The sequence below is a fragment of the Devosia enhydra genome (genome assembly GCF_900119845.1).
GTDB lineage: Bacteria > Pseudomonadota > Alphaproteobacteria > Rhizobiales > Devosiaceae > FPKU01.
The window spans coordinates 1,531,999-1,550,369 of record NZ_FPKU01000001.1 but is presented as its reverse complement, the minus strand read 5'-3'; the positions used below and the strand labels follow the sequence as shown (position 1 = coordinate 1,550,369).

The 18,371-nt window shown below is 65.3% G+C and carries 20 protein-coding genes; 8 read left to right on the top strand and 12 right to left on the bottom strand.

Annotation, left to right across the window (positions count from 1 at the left end):
- Positions 1-2: 2 nt before the first annotated feature.
- From BT183_RS07475 to BT183_RS07465, 3 genes are all read right to left on the bottom strand, one after another.
- Positions 3-869, bottom strand: a complete 867-nt coding sequence (locus tag BT183_RS07475; protein WP_072340444.1) for an ABC transporter permease — start codon at positions 867-869, stop codon at positions 3-5.
- Positions 866-1,972 (bottom strand): ABC transporter ATP-binding protein, encoded by a 1,107-nt coding sequence (locus BT183_RS07470; protein WP_072340441.1) that lies wholly within the window; start codon positions 1,970-1,972, stop codon positions 866-868. The genes BT183_RS07475 and BT183_RS07470 overlap by 4 nt, the downstream gene beginning before the upstream one ends.
- An 84-nt stretch (positions 1,973-2,056) precedes the next feature.
- Positions 2,057-3,118: an extracellular solute-binding protein gene (locus BT183_RS07465; RefSeq protein WP_143145698.1), complete on the bottom strand. Its 1,062-nt coding sequence runs from the start codon at positions 3,116-3,118 to the stop codon at positions 2,057-2,059.
- 243 nt (positions 3,119-3,361) lie between these two features.
- Between BT183_RS07465 and BT183_RS07460 the strand changes: the two genes are divergently transcribed.
- Positions 3,362-3,613 (top strand): GlsB/YeaQ/YmgE family stress response membrane protein, encoded by a 252-nt coding sequence (locus tag BT183_RS07460; protein WP_072340438.1) that lies wholly within the window; start codon positions 3,362-3,364, stop codon positions 3,611-3,613.
- 126 nt (positions 3,614-3,739) lie between these two features.
- Here the strand turns inward: BT183_RS07460 and BT183_RS07455 are convergent, their stop codons facing one another.
- Positions 3,740-5,734 carry a bifunctional metallophosphatase/5'-nucleotidase gene (locus BT183_RS07455; RefSeq protein WP_084603312.1) on the bottom strand — a complete coding sequence of 665 codons (1,995 nt, stop codon included), beginning with the start codon at positions 5,732-5,734 and terminating at the stop codon, positions 3,740-3,742.
- Between the two features lie 304 nt (positions 5,735-6,038).
- Between BT183_RS07455 and BT183_RS07450 the strand changes: the two genes are divergently transcribed.
- From BT183_RS07450 to BT183_RS07425, 6 genes are all read left to right on the top strand, one after another.
- The gene (locus BT183_RS07450) at positions 6,039-6,404 is read left to right on the top strand and encodes a GtrA family protein (RefSeq protein ID WP_072340432.1); all 366 of its coding nucleotides are present in this window, start codon (positions 6,039-6,041) and stop codon (positions 6,402-6,404) included.
- An 18-nt stretch (positions 6,405-6,422) separates the two neighbouring features.
- On the top strand, positions 6,423-7,058 hold the full coding sequence (locus BT183_RS07445; RefSeq protein WP_072340429.1) for a class I SAM-dependent methyltransferase: 636 nt from the start codon (positions 6,423-6,425) through the stop codon (positions 7,056-7,058).
- A gap of 162 nt (positions 7,059-7,220) precedes the next feature.
- Positions 7,221-7,874 carry a ThuA domain-containing protein gene (locus BT183_RS07440; RefSeq protein ID WP_072340427.1) on the top strand — a complete coding sequence of 218 codons (654 nt, stop codon included), beginning with the start codon at positions 7,221-7,223 and terminating at the stop codon, positions 7,872-7,874.
- A gap of 73 nt (positions 7,875-7,947) precedes the next feature.
- On the top strand, positions 7,948-8,805 hold the full coding sequence (locus BT183_RS07435; RefSeq protein WP_072340424.1) for a cytochrome b/b6 domain-containing protein: 858 nt from the start codon (positions 7,948-7,950) through the stop codon (positions 8,803-8,805).
- A complete protein-coding gene (locus tag BT183_RS07430) occupies positions 8,802-9,608 on the top strand; it encodes a molybdopterin-dependent oxidoreductase (protein WP_072340422.1) in 807 nt (268 codons plus the stop codon). The genes BT183_RS07435 and BT183_RS07430 overlap by 4 nt, the downstream gene beginning before the upstream one ends.
- A gap of 313 nt (positions 9,609-9,921) precedes the next feature.
- Complete coding sequence (locus BT183_RS07425) at positions 9,922-11,325, top strand: DEAD/DEAH box helicase (RefSeq protein WP_425290544.1); 1,404 nt, start codon at positions 9,922-9,924, stop codon at positions 11,323-11,325.
- Positions 11,326-11,775: 450 nt separating this feature from the next.
- Here BT183_RS07425 and BT183_RS07420 read toward each other — a convergent pair whose 3' ends face one another.
- The 8 genes from BT183_RS07420 to BT183_RS07385 form a co-directional block, all read right to left on the bottom strand.
- Entirely contained in the window at positions 11,776-13,263 is a 1,488-nt protein-coding gene (locus BT183_RS07420) for an alpha,alpha-trehalose-phosphate synthase (UDP-forming) (RefSeq protein WP_072340416.1), read from the bottom strand.
- Positions 13,264-13,301: 38 nt separating this feature from the next.
- Entirely contained in the window at positions 13,302-14,090 is a 789-nt protein-coding gene (otsB, locus tag BT183_RS07415) for a trehalose-phosphatase (protein WP_072340413.1), read from the bottom strand.
- A gap of 102 nt (positions 14,091-14,192) precedes the next feature.
- On the bottom strand, positions 14,193-14,861 hold the full coding sequence (locus BT183_RS07410) for a nucleoside deaminase (protein ID WP_072340411.1): 669 nt from the start codon (positions 14,859-14,861) through the stop codon (positions 14,193-14,195).
- Positions 14,862-14,929: 68 nt separating this feature from the next.
- Positions 14,930-15,433, bottom strand: coding sequence for an ureidoglycolate lyase (locus BT183_RS07405; RefSeq protein WP_072340409.1), 504 nt, complete (start codon positions 15,431-15,433; stop codon positions 14,930-14,932).
- Entirely contained in the window at positions 15,430-15,867 is a 438-nt protein-coding gene (locus tag BT183_RS07400) for a cupin domain-containing protein (protein ID WP_072340407.1), read from the bottom strand. The genes BT183_RS07405 and BT183_RS07400 overlap by 4 nt, the downstream gene beginning before the upstream one ends.
- A gap of 38 nt (positions 15,868-15,905) precedes the next feature.
- Positions 15,906-16,727, bottom strand: coding sequence for a bifunctional allantoicase/(S)-ureidoglycine aminohydrolase (locus BT183_RS07395; protein WP_072340405.1), 822 nt, complete (start codon positions 16,725-16,727; stop codon positions 15,906-15,908).
- A gap of 33 nt (positions 16,728-16,760) precedes the next feature.
- Positions 16,761-17,444, bottom strand: coding sequence for a glutathione S-transferase family protein (locus BT183_RS07390; RefSeq protein ID WP_072340402.1), 684 nt, complete (start codon positions 17,442-17,444; stop codon positions 16,761-16,763).
- Between the two features lie 66 nt (positions 17,445-17,510).
- Positions 17,511-17,834: an ArsR/SmtB family transcription factor gene (locus BT183_RS07385; protein ID WP_072340399.1), complete on the bottom strand. Its 324-nt coding sequence runs from the start codon at positions 17,832-17,834 to the stop codon at positions 17,511-17,513.
- A gap of 48 nt (positions 17,835-17,882) precedes the next feature.
- Here BT183_RS07385 and BT183_RS07380 point away from each other — a divergent pair, with 48 nt between their 5' ends.
- Entirely contained in the window at positions 17,883-18,368 is a 486-nt protein-coding gene (locus BT183_RS07380) for an SRPBCC domain-containing protein (protein ID WP_072340396.1), read from the top strand.
- The last annotated feature ends 3 nt before the right edge of the window (positions 18,369-18,371 follow it).

Genomic DNA, 18,371 nt, shown 5'->3' with positions numbered 1-18,371 from the left:
GCTCAGCCCACCGTTCTGGACAGCGTCTGTCCCGAGAGCTTGAGGCCGAGCCACACGATGAGCGAGGAGAGCACGAGCAGCAGCATGCCGAAGGCGGCGCCCTGTTCCCAGTTGAAGCGGGTAATGAACTGCGTGTAGATCGCCCCGGTGAACCACAGGCTGTCCTTGCCGCCCAGCAGCACCGGGGTGAGATAATTGCCCAGTGACAGCATGAAGACGACGATCGACCCCGAGACGATGCCGGGCATGGCATGCGGGATGACGATCTCGCGCAGGATGGACCAGCCCGACCCGCCAAGGTCGTAGCCGGCTTCGATGAAGCTGTCGTCGAGGCTGTCGAGCGCCGTGATCAGCGGCACCACCATGAAAAGCATCGAGGTGTAGACGAGCCCGACCATGATGGCGGCATCGTTGTAAAGCAGTTCGACCGGACCCGAGACGAGGCCCAGCGCCTGCAGCGCCCCTGACACGAGGCCAGTCTCGCGCAGCAGGATCATCCAGCCGAAGGTGCGGACAAGTTCGCTGACCCAGAAGGGCACGAGGCAGAGGAGAAAGAGGAACGCCTTGGATCGCCCCCGCGCCAGCTTGGCGATGAAATAGGCCACCGGAAAGCCGATCACGAGAGTGAGGAGCGTGGCGAGGATCGACATCAGCGCCGTGCGCAGGAAGATCGTCCAATAGACCGGCTCGACAAAGAAGGTGCGGTAATTGGCAAGACCCGGCTGGTACTGGCGCACGCCGGTCTTCTCGGTGAACGAGAGCAGCAGCATGTCGATATGCGGGATGACGACGAGCAGCCCGAGCCAAAGCATCAACGGTGCCAAAAGCAGCGCCAGCGTGATGCGACGGATCGCGGGCGATGCCGTCATGGCCGGGGCGCCCGATAGGCGCGGGCCTGATCGGCGCGCCAGCCCAGATGCACGACATCGCCGACCGACAGACCGGCAAAGGCGCCGGTCTGCGGGATGGCGACCTCGAACTCGCGCTGTCCGGCGACCTTGACGAGGGCACGCGAGTTGGCGCCGTTAAAGAGGATGCCGGTGATGGTGGCGGCGATGCCTGTATCGAGCCCGAGCATGGCGGCCGGTTCGCGCGAGAGCGTTATGGCCTCCGGGCGCACGAAGACCGCCACCGCGTCGCTGGCGGCGAGCGCACCATCGGCGGCGTGGGCCCGCAGTACCAACCCATCCTCGGTGCGGATCGAGACGGCGTTGCCGCTCAGGGCTTCGACGCGGCCCTGCCAGCGATTGGCATCCCCGACGAATCCCGCGACGAAGGCGGTCGCGGGCTGGAAATAGAGGTCGCGCGGGCTGCCGACCTGCTCGAACACCCCGTGGTTCATCACCGCGACGGTATCGGACATCACCAGCGCCTCGGACTGGTCATGGGTGATGTAGACGAAGGTGGTGCGGAATTCGCTCTGGAGCTTCTTGAGCTCGACCTTCATGTGCTCGCGCAGCTTGAGATCAAGTGCGCCCAGCGGCTCGTCGAGCAGCAGCACATCGGGCTCGAGCACCATGCAGCGGGCGATGGCGACGCGCTGCTTCTGCCCGCCCGAGAGCTGCTCGATACGCCGGCCCGACATGCCGGCAAGCCCGACACGCGCGAGCACGTCCTCGACGCGCCGCGTGATCTCGGCGGGCATGACCTTGCGGCGCCGCAGCCCGAAGGCCACGTTCTCGCCCACGCTCATCATCGGAAAGAGCGCCAGGTGCTGGAACACCATGTTGACCGGGCGCCGGTTGGGCGGCACCTCGCGCATCGATCGGCCCTTGATGAGGATTTCGCCCGAACTGGGATCGGCAAAGCCCGCGATCATGCGCAGAAGCGTGGTCTTGCCGCAGCCCGAAGGTCCGAGGATGGAAAAGAAGCTGCCGGCCGGCACGCTGAAATCCACCCCGCGCACCGCGACGAAATCGGCAAAGGCCTTGGTCACGGCACGGCATTCGAGATCGGGGGGCGCAGCTGTCACGAAGAGATCATCCCGTGAAAAGGGGCAGTGGGTCTCGTGGCCCGCCCCGGGCGATCCGGGACGGGCATGATGGCAGGACGCCGATCAGCTGGCGTTGACGCGATCGAGCACCGCGCCTTCGAGCGATTCGAGGCCGGCGGGCACGGGCGGATACCAGTTGATGTTGTCGACCGCTTCGGCCGGGAAGCTGGCCTGGTAGCGGGCCTTCAGCGCTTCGTCGACCAGCTCGTCCGCCCCCTGGCTCGCCGTGAAATTTCCGGCCGAGGCGGTGATCATGGCGGCGATTTCGGGCCGCATGACGAAGTTGATCCAGGCATAGGCCGCCTCGTCGGCTTCCCCGCCCGAGGGGATGACGAAGGTGTCGATCCAGCCCATAGCGCCCGAGGCGGGAGCGATGAAGCGGATGTCGGGGTTCTCGGCATTGAGCGCCCAGCCACCGGTATCCCAGGCCATGGCCGCCACCACTTCGCCCGAGCGGATGAGGCCGGTGATTTCGTCGCCACCGCCCCAATAGGTCTTCACATTGGCCTTGCACTCGCGCAGCTTGGCTTCGACCTGCGAGAGGATGCCTTCATAGGCCGCCGTGTCGCCATAGGCCGCGAAGGGATCGAGCCCCATGGAGAAGGCGAAGGCGATCAGCGTGGGGCGGCGGAGGCGGTAGGAGACCTTGCCGGCATAGGCGGGGTCGCAGAGATCGATATAGTCATCGACATCGGGCGCAGCCGCGGTGTTCACCACGAGGCCATCGGTGCCCCAGATATGCGGGATGCCGTAGATCTGGCCATCGACGGTGGTGTTGACCTTGGTCGCCTCGAGCATCGAGGGGATGAAGAGGCTGGCATCGATCTTTTCGAGATCGAGCGGCTTGTAGATGCCGAATTCCAGCTGCGGCCCGAGGATGCGGTCCTGGCTGGGCTGGGCGAGATCGAAGCCCGAGCCGCCGGTGGCGCGCAGCTTGGAGATCATCTCTTCATTGTTGGAGAGGGTGACCTCGACGTCATGGCCGGTCTCGGCCTTGAACAGGTCGATGACGTTCTGGGGCGCATAGCCGCCCCAGGTGAGGAGGCGCAGCGTGTCGGCCTGCGCCTGCGGAACGAGTGCAACGAGCGCCGTGGCCAGGGCCAGCGCGAATGTCCTGCTCTTCATAGGCAAACCTCCCGTTTGCGCGGTTTTGTGCGGAAGCCGGAAGGCTCCCGTCATCTTCCGGGGATGCCCGAAGGCGGGCATGCATTCCCCGACGGCGCCACCCGCTAGGACGCTGCCATGACAGCAATATTACAGCCTGCTGCGGAGCGGAAGCGGGATGAGCAAAACGCCGTGCCTGCACGCGCGTGCAACCCTTCCGCGGCTGGCTCATTTTGAGCTCTGCGCAAAAGGAGTGCGAGCGTCATGGGAATTCTCTGGAGCATCATCATCGGGTTCATCGCGGGCGTCATCGCCAAGCTGATCACCCCGGGAGACAACAAGCCGCAAGGCTTCATCCTCACCACCGTGCTGGGCGTGGTGGGCGCCGTTCTGGCCACCGTCATCGGGCAGGCCATCGGCTGGTATGGCCCCAATGACGGGGCCGGCTTCATCGGCGCAATCGTGGGCGCCATCATCATCCTGCTGATCTGGGGCCAGTTGGCCAAGCGCCGTTGAACGAGGCGGGGCGAAATGAGGAAAGGGCGCCGCGAGGCGCCCTTTTTGTTTTCAAGTCCGGAGGCTGCACCCTCACCCCTTGAGGCCTTGCTGATGCAAGGCAGCTCGGGGGTGAGGGTCTGGCCCTTACTGCGCGTTGGCCGGAGCCATCGCGTTGGCGGGCGCCATGGGAGCGGCCGGCGCCATCGGAGCCGCGGGAGCGGCCGGCGTGGCCGGGGCCATGGTGTTGGTCGGAGCCATCGGGGCTGCCGGTGCCGGAGCCATGGCATTGGAGGGCGCGGCAGGCGCAGCCATCGGCGCGGCGGGAGCCGGTGCCATGGTGTTGGCCGGGGCGGCGGGCGTCATCGGTGCGGCAGGAGCCGCAGGCGTCGCGGGAGCAGCCGGGGCCGTCGTGTTGGCCGGAGCTTCTACCGCATTGGCAGGGGCCGCAGGGGCGGTCGCATTGGCCGGAGCTGCGGGTGCAGTGGCATTGGCCGGAGCGGATTCGGCAGCCGGTGCTTCGGCCGGCGAAGCATCGGTGATGCGGCCGTCGAGATAGGGGCTGACCGAGCCGCCCTGGGCGGCGATGTAGTCGGCAAGAACCTGCTCGAGCGGCGGCCCGAAGTCGTAGGGGTTGATCGCGTCGGTCGCGAACATGGCATAGCCGTCGCCGCCGGTGCGCATGTAGTTGTTGGTCACGACGCCATAGACGGCATCGTCTTCGAGCACGGTCCATTCCCCGTCGACATTGACTTCGACGTCACCCACGAGGCGCGAGCCCGAGGGCTGCGACTTGTCGAAGGTGTATTTGAGGCCAGCAACCTGCGGGAAGCGGCCCGCGCCATTCTCGATGTCCGAAAGGCCGTTCTCGAGGGCAGCGCGCACGCCGGCGCCCGAGAGCTGGAAGGTGGCGAGCGTGTTGGAGAACGGGAACACGGTGAGCGCATCGCCCATGGTGATCTCGCCGGCGTCGAACGAGGCGCGGATACCGCCACCATTCTGGAAGGCGATCTGCACGCCCTGGTCATCGACGCGGTCGAGAAGCGCATCGGCGGCGAGGTTGCCCAGCTCGCATTCGCGGGCGCGGCAGTTTTCACGGCTGCCATCGATGGCGGCGGTGGCGGTGCCGAGCACCTGGGCCTTGAGCTCCTCCATCGGGCCGGCCATCTCGGCGACGCGGGCCACGAGGGTTTCGTCGGGGGTGATGGAGGCATCGAGCAGGATCGGGGCACCGGTGGCAGAAGTCACCTTGCCTTCGTCGTCGAAGATGATCTCGATCTCGCCGACATATTTCGAATAGGCATAGGCCTGGACGATCGGAACATCCGTGCCATCGGGATTGGCGACGAGGGTCGGATAGGGACCGGCGGCCTTCTCGTCGGTGCTCGAGAGCAGGGTGTGGGAATGCCCGCCCACGATGACGTCGATGCCGGCGACTTCGGCGGCGATCTCCTGGTCGCGGGTATAGCCCACATGGGTCAGCGCGATGACCTTGTCGATCCCGGCCTCTTCAAGGCCCTGGACGACGCCCTTGAGGTAGTCCTCGGCATCGAGGAAGGTGACGTTCTCGCCCGGCGACGCGGTCTCGGCGGTGTCTTCGGCAAGGACCGAGACGATGGCGACCTGCTCGCCACCGACATCGAGCACCACGACGCCCGGCAGCTTGCCGGCGAGCACCGGCTCGTCCTCGACATAGGTATTGCCCGAAATCACCGGGAATTCGGCGCCATCGAGCAGCACGGCAAGGCCTTCGGGGCCGTCATCGAATTCGTGGTTGCCCACGGCCATGGCATCGAAACCGATGGCATTCATGAACTCGACGACTTCGGCGCCCTTGTAGGTGGTGTAGAACAGGGAGCCCTGGTACTGGTCACCGGCATCGAGCACGAGGACATTCTTGCCTTCGGCGGTCAGCGCTTCGCGGCGGGCATCGATGGCCGCCTTGACGCGCGCGATGCCGCCGAAGCACTTGCCGGCTGCGTCATCCTCGACAGAGCAGATGGAATCCGAAGAGGTGATCGGCTCGATGCGCGAGTGCAGGTCGTTGATGTGCAGGATGGTTACGGCGAATTGGGCATAGGCGGGGCCCGCCAGGCCGGCAGACAATGCCAGTGCCGAGGCGCTCCACAACAGTTTTTTCATGTCCCTGTCCTTTCATTTGAGACCCGTGACCGGGCTCTCTTGTCACCGCTTCGCAACGCTGAGATTACAGCCCACGCGGAGCCCGGCCATTTCTGGCCGCAAAGCTGGTGCCATGGAGTAAACATCAGATCGCGCAGATGGAAAAGGGCAGTCCGAACCCGCGCAGCCGCAGAGTGTTCACCCTTTTTGCATCGCGGTGTGGTATCGGCTCGGCTGCAAGAGACAAGCGGACATGAGTATCGGTGACAGCTTGAACGCAGCGCTACCTATCCGCAAAGGCCTCCGGGCCACCCTTGCGAGCCTCATGCGCTTTGCAGGCGTCGGCGGCGCGGCGGCGCTGGGCTATGTGCTGGTGTCGAGCCTTGCCGTTGTCCTCTGTTCCGGGCTGCCCGCGCCGGTGGTCAGCACGGCGTGCTACGCGCTTTTCATCGTCCCGACCTATCTGGCGCACCGGCGCTTTTCCTTCCGCTCCGATGTGGCGCATGGGCGGGCGCTTCCGCGCTATGCAGCGGTGCAGGCGCTCGGCCTGGCCCTCGCAGCGCTTTTCTCCGCGCTGGCCTATGAGGTTCTGGCCCTGCCCAATCCTGCCGCCGCCATCGCGGTGGTGGTGCTGACCTCCGCCATCAGTTTCATCCTGCTCAAGCTGTGGGCTTTTGCCGCTCATCGATAGCCCCGAGAAAGACCGATCATGCCCGAGGCCACGGACACGATTTTGACCCGCATGCACGACCCGTTCCACAACCGCCGGGTGCGCGTGCTGTCCGACCATATCGCCCGCGCCATTCCCGGCCCCGGCCGCGTGCTCGATCTGGGGGCAGGGGATGGCCAGATGGCAATGGCCCTGATGAAGAGGCGTACCGATCTGGCCGTCGAGGGTGTCGACGTCGTGCCGCGGCCCACAACGCAGATCCCCGTCACCCTTTATGACGGGGCGACGCTGCCTTTCCCCGACAAGAGCTTTGATTTCGTCACCATCGTCGATGTGCTGCATCACACCAAGGATCCCGCCCTTGTGCTGGCCGAGGCCGGGCGGGTGGCGCGACGGGGCGTGGTCATCAAGGACCATCTGCGCGAAGGGTTTCTCGCCCGCGAGGTTCTCGTCGCCATGGACTGGTTCGGCAATTTCGGCGATGGCGTGCCGATGCCCTACACCTTTCTGTCGCGCAGCGAATGGCAGGCGGCGTTTGCCCGCGCGCGGCTCCGGCTCGAATCGCAGGTGGAAAAGCTCGACATCTACGTGCCGCCGATTCGCTGGATCTGCGACCGGAACCTGCACTTCGTAGCCTTGGCCACGCCCCTCGCCGCGGGCCTGAAAGCGGCGTAAATCCGCCGGCAATCGGGCAGGTTTTGGCCGCTCAACCTCCGGGGCTGGCAGACGCGGCGGTTTGCGATAAGCTCTGCGCCGCCGAGGGCGGGCGGAGCAGTGGCGCGATGAGCGCCATCTGGCGTTTGCATATTGCCCCGGTCGCGAACAAGGAGTGCGGCGATGCGCAGGGCGATGATCATCTGGGGCGGCTGGGGCGGCCATGACCCCGAGGAATGCGCGGCGCTCTATCGTCGGTGGCTGCATGAGGACGGGTTCTCGGTGCGCATGGAGACCGATCTCGCCGCCTTCGAGGACAGCGAACTGGGCAGCCTCGATCTCATCGTGCCGATCTACACCATGGCCTCGATCTCCGAGGCGCAGGTCAATGGCCTGAGCGAGGCGATCAAGGGCGGCACCGGGCTTGCCGGCCATCATGGCGGCATGACGGATGCGTTCCGCGAATCGCCGCTCTATAATTTCATCACCGGCGGGCAATATGTCGCCCATCCGGGCAATTCGATTTCCTACACTGTCGATATCGTCAAGTCCGACGACTCGATCGTTGCCGGGCTCAAGAGCTTCAACTACGTCTCCGAGCAATATTACATGCATGTCGATCCGGCGATCGAGGTGCTTGCGACCACAACGTTTTCGGGCGAACACGCGCCCTGGGTCGAAGGCGTGGTAATGCCGGTGGCCTGGAAAAAGGCCTATGGCACTGGCCGCGTCTTCCATTCTACCCTTGGCCATTCGATCTCAGAATTCGACGTGCCCGAAATGGCGACGCTGCTGCGCCGGGGCGTGAACTGGGCGGCACGTCCGGAAGCCAGCTGATCGGTGTCGCCGATTTGATTTGAAACTTCGCCCCGCGGCATGCCGTCCTCACCGGCAGGAAGAGGAGCACGGCATGACGATCCAGGCGCCGCTCAATACCGCTGCGGCAGGCAGGGGCCCGCTGGTCTATCGGCAAAAGCTCATGACCCGCCTCACCCATTGGGTGTGGGTCATTTGCCTGTTTTTCCTGCTGCTGACCGGCCTGCAGATCTTCAATGCCCATCCGGTGCTCTATATCGGGCATGAATCGGGGTTCGAATACGACAATGCCGTGCTGCGCATCGGGGCGGTCAACACCCCTGATGGTCCGCAGGGGCGCACGGTGGTGTTTGGGCAAAACCTCGAAACCACAGGCGTGCTGGGCCTCAGCGGCTCCGAAAGCGCACCGCAATACCGCGCCTTTCCATCGTGGGCGACGATCCCCTCCTTTCAGGATTTGGCAACCGGCCGGGTGGTGCATTTCTTCTTTGCTTGGATCTTCGTTGGCACCCTCCTCATCTGGCTGGTCGCGAGCCTCATCAATCGCCATGCGCTGCGCGATCTGGTGATGGGGCGGCGCGACTGGCGCGGGCTGCCGCGCGACATCGCCAGCCATCTCCGCTTCCGGTTCAACCATGGCCGCTCTTATTCGCCGCTCCAGAAGCTGAGCTACGGCCTCGTGCTGTTCGTGCTGTTTCCGCTCATCATCCTCACGGGGCTCTCGATGTCTCCGGGCATGAACGCGGCCTGGCCCTGGCTGATCGAGATCTTCGGCGGCCGGCAGACCGCGCGGACGATCCATTTCGCCGCCATGGTGGGGCTGACCCTGTTCTTTGTCGTGCATGTGGCGATGGTGCTGCTCGCCGGGCCGATCAACGAGATGCGCTCGATGATCACCGGCTGGTATCGCACCAGCCCCGGCACAGAGCGCGCCGAAGGAGACAAGCCATGAGCGATACTCCAAAGTCCGGGCTCAACCTCACGCGGCGGCGGCTCATCGGGCTGGGTGGTGCGACGGCCGCTTCGCTGGTGCTCAGCGGCTGCGACCAGTTCGACTTTCTAGGCCAGCGCGACCACCCGGTCCGCGATGTGCTCGAACGGGCCAACGATCTGACCTATCGGGTGCAGCGCATGCTGCTCGGCCAGAACGCCCTGGCGCGCGAATACAGCCCCAGCGAAATCCGGCAGGGCCAGCGGCCGAACGGCTCGGTGGACCCCACGGCCGACGATTATCTGGCGCTCAAGGCGGGTGACTTCGCCAATTACCGCCTTTCCATCACCGGGCTCGTCGAGCGGCCGCAGGCCTATTCGCTGGCGGAGTTGCGCAACATGCCGGCGCAGAGCCAGATCACCCGGCATGATTGCGTCGAGGGTTGGAGCTGCATCGCCAAATGGACCGGCACGAGGCTTGCGCCGGTGCTCGATGCGGCAGGGGTGCGGCCAGAGGCGCGCTTCGTTGTCTTTCACTGCTACGACCGGATGCCGGCGGGCCTGGCCCAGCCGCAGCCTTATTACGAGAGCTGCGACCTCGTCGACGCGCGCCATCCCCAGACGATCCTCGCCTATGGGCTCAACGATCAGGTGCTGCCGGTTTCGAACGGCGCGCCGCTGCGCGTCCGCATCGAGCGGGCGCTCGGCTACAAGCAGCCCAAATATGTCCACACCATCGAACTGGTGGAGAGCTTTGCCGCCATCCAGGGCGGCAAGGGCGGGTATTGGGAAGACAATGGCTATGACTGGTATGGCGGCATCTGAGGCGCGTGCATGGGCCCCATGCAGACCGATTGCCGATCAGGGCTTGCCAGATCGCGCCATTGGGCCCATATGGGGCGTGTCATCGGCGCGCGCTGTTTGCGCAGGCGCCACAACAGATGACGGACTTCTCTTCTTATCGGCCAAGGCGGTGAGCGGCGAAGTCGCCCGGATGCAGGTTACGCTCCGGGTGTAACGCAACCCGCGCAGGCGATCCCCGCACTGCTCGCTGTCCTTTTCCCCTGCGCAGCCCGCTTGGCGTGCAGCGCTTGCCCATCGTTCCTGGAGACATGGGCTCAAGATCAAGAAGACACTCGTGATTCAAAGTTTTTCCGAACTCGGCCTCCCCGACCATGTGCTCGCGACCCTCGCGACCGCCGGGTTCACCACACCGACCCCGATCCAGGCGCAGGCAATCGAGCCGCAGATGGCGGGGCGTGACATTCTGGGCATCGCCCAGACCGGCTCGGGCAAGACGGCGGCCTTCGGCCTGCCCATCCTCGCTGGTATCAGCAAGCTGGGCGGACGCCCGGCGCCGATGACCACCCGCGCGCTGATCCTCGCACCCACCCGCGAACTCGCCGTGCAGATCGACGAAGTGCTGCGCATGCTTGGCGCCGGCATGAAGCTCACGACGCTCCTCGTGCTCGGTGGCGTCTCGCGCCATTCGCAGGTGCAGAAGGCGGCGCGCGGCGTCGATATTGTGATTGCGACGCCGGGCCGGCTCAAGGATCTCGTCGATGACCGCAAGCTGCGCCTCGACCAGACGCGTTGGCTGGTCCTCGACGAAGCCGACCGCATGCTCGACATGGGCTTCATCAAGCCGGTACGCGAGATCGCGGCGGCCATCGGGCCGCGTCGCCAGACCGCGCTGTTTTCGGCAACCATGGCGCCCGAAGTCGCGGAACTGACCCGCAGCCTGCTCAAGGATCCGGTGCGCGTCGAAGCCGCGCCGCCCGCCACCACTGCCGTCACCATCGAGCAGAAGGTGATCATGGCCGGCACCAAGCAGAAGCGCGAGGTGCTCAACGAGCTGCTCGCCGATCCGGCACTCGGGCGGGTCATCCTGTTCTCGCGCACCAAGCACGGGGCCGACCGCGTCGCCAAGAACCTCGCGATCGATGGGCATGAGGCTGCAGCCATCCACGGCAACAAGAGCCAGAACGCCCGGCAGGCGGCGCTCAAGGGCTTTGCCGCCGGCCGCGTCCGCATCCTCGTGGCCACCGACATCGCGGCGCGCGGCATCGACGTGCCGGGCATCACCCATGTGATCAATTACGAGCTGCCCGACGATGCCGAGAACTACGTGCACCGCATCGGCCGCACCGGCCGCAATGGCGCCTCGGGCATCGCGATAACGCTCTGCTGCGGAACGGAATATTCCAAGCTGCGCGATGTCGAAAAGCTCATCCGCCAGAAGCTGCCGCTTTCGGGCGATCTCGCTTTGGCCAATGGCAATGCCGGCCAGCCCGAGCCTGCAAGGGCCGCCAAGCCTGCCCATCGTGGACGCGGTGATCGCGGACCGGCCGCTGCCCGGCCGGGCCAGCGCAGCGGTGCGCCGCGCAAGTCTTCGTCCGCTTCGGGGGATGCACGCGGTCCTGCCGAAATTGCCCGCGCGACCCAGAAGCCGGCCAAGCGCGCCTGGACCCCGGATCGCCGCGAGGGCGGCGATGCTCCGCGGGCCCGGACTGCCGGCAGCAGGCGCTCGGTTAACGCTTAAGGGTAGGGGCCTCGCCAAACCTCCGCCGATTGCGTGGCTGAACGGTGGCTGAACGATGAATTCCGGGAACGTTCAACAGGGCTAGGGCATTAAGGCGACAACGAAATCGATGGCCATCTGGCCGTGTCTTCTGGGGTCGCTCAAATGCTCAAGCTCTCGCTCGTCGCGCTCTTTATCGCTTCGCTCGCAACGCTCGCCGTCGCCGCGTCCTACATGCCGGTGCCGGTGGGTGAAACGATCATGGTCAGTAGCGCCGTCTGAGGCGCAACAAGAAGGCAGGGCTGCGGTACGCACCCTGCCTTTAGCTTATCCTGCGGCCCAGGAGCCGCCGACCGGATCGTCTTCAGTGACCCAGATTCAGCTCTTCGTTCTCTTCGCCTTGGCCATGTCGGTCCTGACCTTTGCGGCTGCCAGCATCGTGCTCGTGCCCTGACACGGCCTGCCGACCGCTCAGGAGGCTGATGCCCCCTGAGCCGAGCCGGCCTTGTAGACCGTCGCCAGATCCTTGAAAAATGCCGCAACCTGGCCCGCATCCGGCAGAGCATCCGCAGCCGGCGGGCCCTTCCGCTTGCCGCCCTTGGTGGCGCTCAGCGCATCGAGATAGAGCGCCGCCCAGTTGTCGACCGAATAGGTCTTGGCTGCATCGAACAGCGCCTGCCAGCGGGCCTTGCGCTCCTCAAGCGGCATGATGAGCGCCAGGCGCATGGCCTCTGCAGTCTCGTCGGTATCGAAGGGATTGACCAAAAGCGCCGCGTCGAAGATCTCGGCGGCACCCGCAAAGCGCGAGAGCACCAGCACGCCGGGGTTTTGCGGGTCCTGCGATGCGACATATTCATGGGCCACGAGATTCATGCCGTCCCGCAGCGGCGTCACCAGCCCGATCCGCGCCATGCGATAGAGCCCGGCTAGGCTGGGCTGGCCGTAGGCGCGCTTCACATAGGTCAGCGGCTGCCAGTCCGGCTCGGCGAAATGGCCCATCACCTTACCGCACATGGCATCGAGCGTGTCGCTGGTCTCCTTGTACTCCTTGATGCTGTCGCGCGAGGGCGGCGCCACCTGCAGCAGGTGGACCTGCCGGCGCAGCGCGGCATTGTTGGCGAGAAGCTTCTCATAGGCCTCGACGCGCTGTGGAAGCCCCTTGGAATAGTCGAGCCGGTCGACCCCGAGGATTAACGCCTGCCCATTCATCGCCCGCTCCATGCGCTTGATCATGCGCACTGCCGCCGGGCTGGTGGCGAGCTTGGCGAAGGCATCGGGGTCCGACCCGATGGGAAAGGCGGTGACCTGCGTCTTCGAGAAATCGGCGGTCTTGACCGGATTGCCCGAAAGCGTCGGGGGCGCCTGGTGCTCGGCGAATTCGGTGAAGGCGGCAACGTCGCGATTGGCCTGCATGCCCACGAGATTGTAGCGCGACAGGTCGCGCATCAGCTCCTGGTGGTGCGGAATGGCGTAGAGCGCATCGGTGGTGGGGAAGGGGATGTGCAGGTAGAACCCGATGCGGTTGCGCGCACCCAGCGCCCGCAATTCGGTGGCGAGCGGGATCAGGTGATAGTCATGCACCCAGATGATGTCGTCCGGCTTCAAATGTGGCACGAGCGCCCGCGCGAACTGCGCATTAACCCGCCTATAGCCTTCATACCAGTGACCCTCGAAGGTCGCGAGGTCGAGCCTGAGGTGAAAGGCCGGCCACAGGATGGAGTTCGAGAACCCCGCGTAATAGGCCTGAAAGTCCTCGCGATTGAGATCGATGCTGCCCACCTGCAGGCCATCGATGGACTCGAACATCGCCTCCGATGACGGTTTTTCAGCATGCCGGCCCGACCAGCCGAACCAGAAGCCATCGCGCGTCGCCAGGGTTTTTCGAAGGGCTACTGCAAGCCCGCCAGCGGCGACGGTTTTGCTCGGGGTACGGTTCGAAACGATGACGATGCGGCTCATGCCGGTGAAGTCTCCTCGATTGATTTGGGGGCTGACGATCAGGCGGCCTTGCGCGCCGCGTCTTCTCCCAGCTTGCGAATGACATTGCGGGCCGATGGCACATCCTCGATGCGCAGGCGCGCCACGGTCTCGCCCGGGCCCACCTTGATGCCGACGCCGCCCAGCTCCTGGACGGCGCGGAAGCCATCTTCGTCCGTCACGTCGTCGCCGAAGAAGACCGGGGTCCGACCGCGGAACGGGGCTTCCTGCATGAAGGCGGCTATGGCGAGGCCCTTGCTCACATCGCGCGGCCGCGCCTCCACCACCATCTTGCCCTCGACGATCGAAAAGCCGGTTATGGCCTCGAGCACCGTGCGCATGGCGGCAAGGCTTTCGCCCTGAAGTTGCGGAGCCTGCCGATAATGCAGCGCCACCGCTGCCGGCTTGACCTCGAGCAGCAAGCCCTGATGGCGGGCGACGAACTGTTCCAGCCGCGCCGCGATCTCGCGCGCCTCGGCACTCACCTCGTCGGGAATGCCGATGCTGCTGCCGTCTGCAAGGCGGCGCTCGGCGCCATGCGAGCCGGCTGCGGCCAGCGGCACGTTGTCGAGATGCCTGTCGAGATCATGGATGGGCCGGCCGCTGATGATGGCGAAGGCGCCGTCGAGGTCGCGCGACACCGTCTCGAGCATCGCCGCCATGTCGGAGGGCACGGAGATCGTGTCCGGTGTCGGCGCGATATCGACGAGCGTGCCGTCGAAATCGCTGAAAATCGCCAGGCGGGGCAGTGGCGGCACCGCATCCTGCGGAAGCGATGCGGCTGCGCCATCCAAACCGGTGTCGGTCATCAGAGGCCTCTCCATATCCGTGGTCATTGACGCAACGCATGGATCGGCCTGTCGTTCCGCCCGCTTGGCTGCCAGCAGCCATGCGCGAGCCGGGCAGCTTGGTCAGCTCAAGGGAATGCCCTTTTTGCCCTTGTCGGCCTGATACACGGCTGAAAGGTCCGCATAGAGCGCCGACAGATTGTCGAAGCGTTCGAGCAGGCGCTCGCGCTGACCGCGATCGAGTTCGGCCACCAGCGCCGCGATATCGTAGCTCGAAAAATACCGGTTGGTGCGATTGTAGAGCGGCCGATCCGGGTCGGCTTCGACACGGTCCGGATCGGGCACGGCATAGACGGCCTTGAGGATCTGGATGTCGTAGGGAATGGCGAAGCTGTCTCGGCTCTGTTCGTGGCTGAAGAGATAATAAAAATTGTCGAAGCCCGACCAGGTTATGCCCGAAAGGCAGAGCGAGCAGGGCTCGTGGGTGCAGAGAAAAATGCAGTCCTGCGGCGCAGGTCGCGTTTCGGCAGGCAATTCGTAGAACCGCTTGATGGCGTGCATTTCCCCATGCCACAGCGGATTTTCGATCTCGTTATTGGTCTCGGCCAGCACCAGCGACAGGTCCGACTTGCGCAGGATCGCGGCGCCAAACAACTTGTTGCCCTTCGCCACACCGGTCCGCGTGCGCGGCGCGATGTCGTTCTCGATCACGTCGAGCAGGCGGGAAATGAGTTCGGCCTTGTCCAAGTGCGCGTGTCCTTCTGATTGCTCGGCGAAAGTGCGTCGCCTCATCGCCGGGGTCAACTGCCCAGGGTGTTTTCCAGCGGCTTGCCGATGACAGGGTGACTGCGAGAGCCCCCCTAAGCCGAGACGATCAGCGGCGGGTCGGGGAAGTGGAAGAGTTCGAGATTGTTGCCCGGGCCGCCGCGATCGACGACGAGGAAATCGCTTTCGGCCTCCAGCGGGGTCAGTACTCCATGCCAGACATTGCGGCCGATATTGATCCCGGTCGACAGCGGCACCAAAAAGCTGCGGGGCTGGCCCGGGCGGCCGTCTTCGTCGGGCGCGACGGTGACGAGAAAGGGGCGCTGCGCAAGCGGCATGAACGCCTGGCTGCCCAGCGGATGGCGCTCGACCAATTTAAGAGTCAGTGGAAGGGCATAGGGCCGGCCGCGAAAGATCGAGATCAACGGGCGCGGCGTCTCGCCGCCCAGTTCGACCGGGGCGAGATCGTTGTATCGGTCGGTCATGCCCTCGTTGATCGGATAGCTCGCCGCACCCTCGGTCGTGATCACCTGCCCGAAAGGCGCGAAGGCCTCGCGGGTCAGAGGCTCAACGATGATGGTGGCAAAGGGGCCGCTCATTGCGGCTTTGGCAGCGTCACGGTGTTGCGCGCTTCCCCGCCGCCCATATAGACCGCGAGGATGCGCACCGGGCCCGTGCCGGTATTGGTGCCGTTATGGGGCCAGTTGACCGCTTCGAACACGCTCTCGCCGGCGCGGAACACCTTGGTGCCCTTTTCGCCATAGTCGACGGTGAGTTCGCCCTCGAGGATATGGGCGAAAAGCGGCACCTCGTGAAGGTGCCAGCCGGTTTCACCGCCGGCCGGAATGGTGACGATGGCCGAGGTGATGTTGACCGGGCCTTCGGGATAGTTGAGCGGGCTGCCGACCACATCAGTGCCCCCTGCAATCAGCGGGGTCAGCAGGTTCTGATAGGTCTGGACCGGGGCTTCGGCGAAAGCGCCGCCAGCCGTGAGCGCCATGGCAGCGCAAAATCCCATAAGTTTCAGACGCATGATCGCTCTCCCTCGCGCGATGAATCCGGTTCGCCGCGCTACAGATTGAGCCGGGCGTGGCGGTTGACGTCCTTGTAGAGCAGGTACCGGAACCGTGCCGGGCCGGCATAGCAGGCCTGCGGGCAGAAGGCGCGCAGCCACATGAAATCGCCGGCCTCGACCTCCACCCAGTCGCGATTGAGGCGATAGACTGCCTTGCCCTCGAGCACATAAAGGCCGTGCTCCATGACATGGGTTTCCTCGAAGGGAATGACCGCGCCACGCTCCAGCGTGACGATGTTGACATGCATGTCGTGCCGCAGATCGAGGGGGTCGACGAAGCGGGTGGTGCCCCAGGTGTCGCCGGTGCCGGGCATCCAGCGGATCGGCTGGTACTGCTCGTTGGTCACGAAGGGCTCGGGCGCAGCGATACCCTCGACCGCCTCATAGCGCTTGCGGATCCAATGGAAGCGCAGCGGCTCCGAGCCGGGGTTGGTCAGCGTCCAGCGACAGGCGGGAGGCAGGAAGGCATAGCCGCCCGGCGCGAGCTCATGCTGTTCCCCGGCAATCGACAGGCTTGCCGCCCCGGCAACCACGAAGATCACGCCCTCCGCGGCGGGGTTCGGCTCGGGTTGCTGGCTGCCGCCACCGGGGGCTACTTCGACGACATATTGCGAGAACGTCTCGGAGAACCCCGTCATCGGGCGCGCGATGATCCAGGCGCGGGTGTCGAGCCAGTGCGGCAGGTAGCTCGTGACGATGTCGCGCATCACCCCATGGGGAATGACGGCATAGGCCTCGGTGAACACGGCGCGGCCGGTATGGATCGTCTCTTGGCCCGGATGGCCGGCTGCGGGGCTGGCATAGGTCGTCAAGGGCAGTCTCTGATAGGTTTGCGTGGGAAAAACGGCCGGTCAGCCGGCGCGATGGTTGGCGGTGACGACGCCCCAGTGGGCGATTTCGTCCTCATGGCCCGCATCGCGCCAGGTTTCCGCTAGGGCCGCCTGATACCAGTTGCGCATGCCGGGCAGGCCCAGCAGGCGATCGCGATAGGCGGCGGCCTCGGGGGAGACCGAAAGGCCATAGGTCTGCATGCGGAAGGCGACAGGGGCATAGAAGGCGTCGACGGCCGTGAACCGGTCGCCCGCTAGGAAGGGGCCACCGAAGCGGGTGAGGCCCTCGCGCCAGAGTTCGTCGATCCGTCGCAGATCGGCCGCAACCGCCTCGGGCACGGCGTGCAGCTTCACCCGCAGGCCGCAATTCATGCCGCAGGTTGTGCGCAGGGCCGAAAACCCCGAATGCATCTCGGCGGCGGCGGAGCGGGCCCAGGCGCGGGCTGCCCGGTCGGCCGGCCAGATCCCCTCATGGGCCTCTGCGAGATATTCGGCAATGGCCAGGCTATCCCACACCGTCAGGTTGCCATCGATGAGCGCCGGGACCTTTCCCGAGGGCGAAAAGCTGCGGAACGCCGCGTAGTTGGACCCGCCGCCGAACACCTGCAGACGCTCCTCGAACGCAATCCCCGTCTCCCGCATCAGGAGCCAGGGGCGCAGCGACCAGGACGAATAGTTCTTGTTGGCGATATAAAGCGCGTACATCGATGGGCCCTCCGCTGCTGACTTAGCCTTGCCGCCATCTTGTGCACAAGGGGTTGCCGCCGGCGTTCAGGGTTCGAGCCTGTCGCGCAGCCCGGCAAGGCCCTCGGCCGCGAGGGCGGCGTACGGGCCGATCCAGCGGGCATGGATATCGCGGAAGGGCAGGGCGTTGAGGTGGTTCCAGCGCTCGCGGCCGCGCCGTTCGACGATCACGAGCCCAGCCTCTTCGAGCACCTTGAGGTGCTGCATGATTGTGCAGCGATCGAGCCCTGGAAATTTCTCGACCATCATGCCCGTGGTCAGCGGGTCAGCCTTCAGCGCATCGAGCATGCGGCGGCGCAGGCCATTGGCCAAGGCCTTGAAAAGTCTCTCGTCCTGGTCGTCGCTTGACATGTTATATTTTTATAACATAATCGGCACTGACGCAAGGAGGAAGGTGCCATGACGGACGATAATGATGAGGGCATCGTGCCCCGCTTCACGGTTTCGGGGCGCATCGCGCGACCGGTGCGCGAGGTCTTCGAAGCGGTGGTGGATCCCGCCAAGCTCTCGGGCTATTTCACCACCGGCGGGGCCAAGGGGCGGCTCGAGACTGGCGCGACCGTAACCTGGGATTTCCACGATTTTCCCGGCGCGTTCCCGGTCACTGTGGTCGAGGTCGTGCCCGAACGCAGGATCGTCCTGCGCTGGGAGGCCGCTCCCGACGATGATCCGGGCGGGCTTTACGACACCACAGTGACCATGGAGTTCGAGCCGCTCGACGGCGATACCCGCACGCGCGTCTCCATCACCGAAGAGGGCTTCCGCCCGTCAGCCGCCGGGTTCAAATCGGCCTTCGGCAATTGCGAGGCCTGGACCGGCATGCTGTGCGGCATGAAGGTCTATGTCGAGCACGGCATCACCCTGCGCGACGGCTTCTACAAATGATAC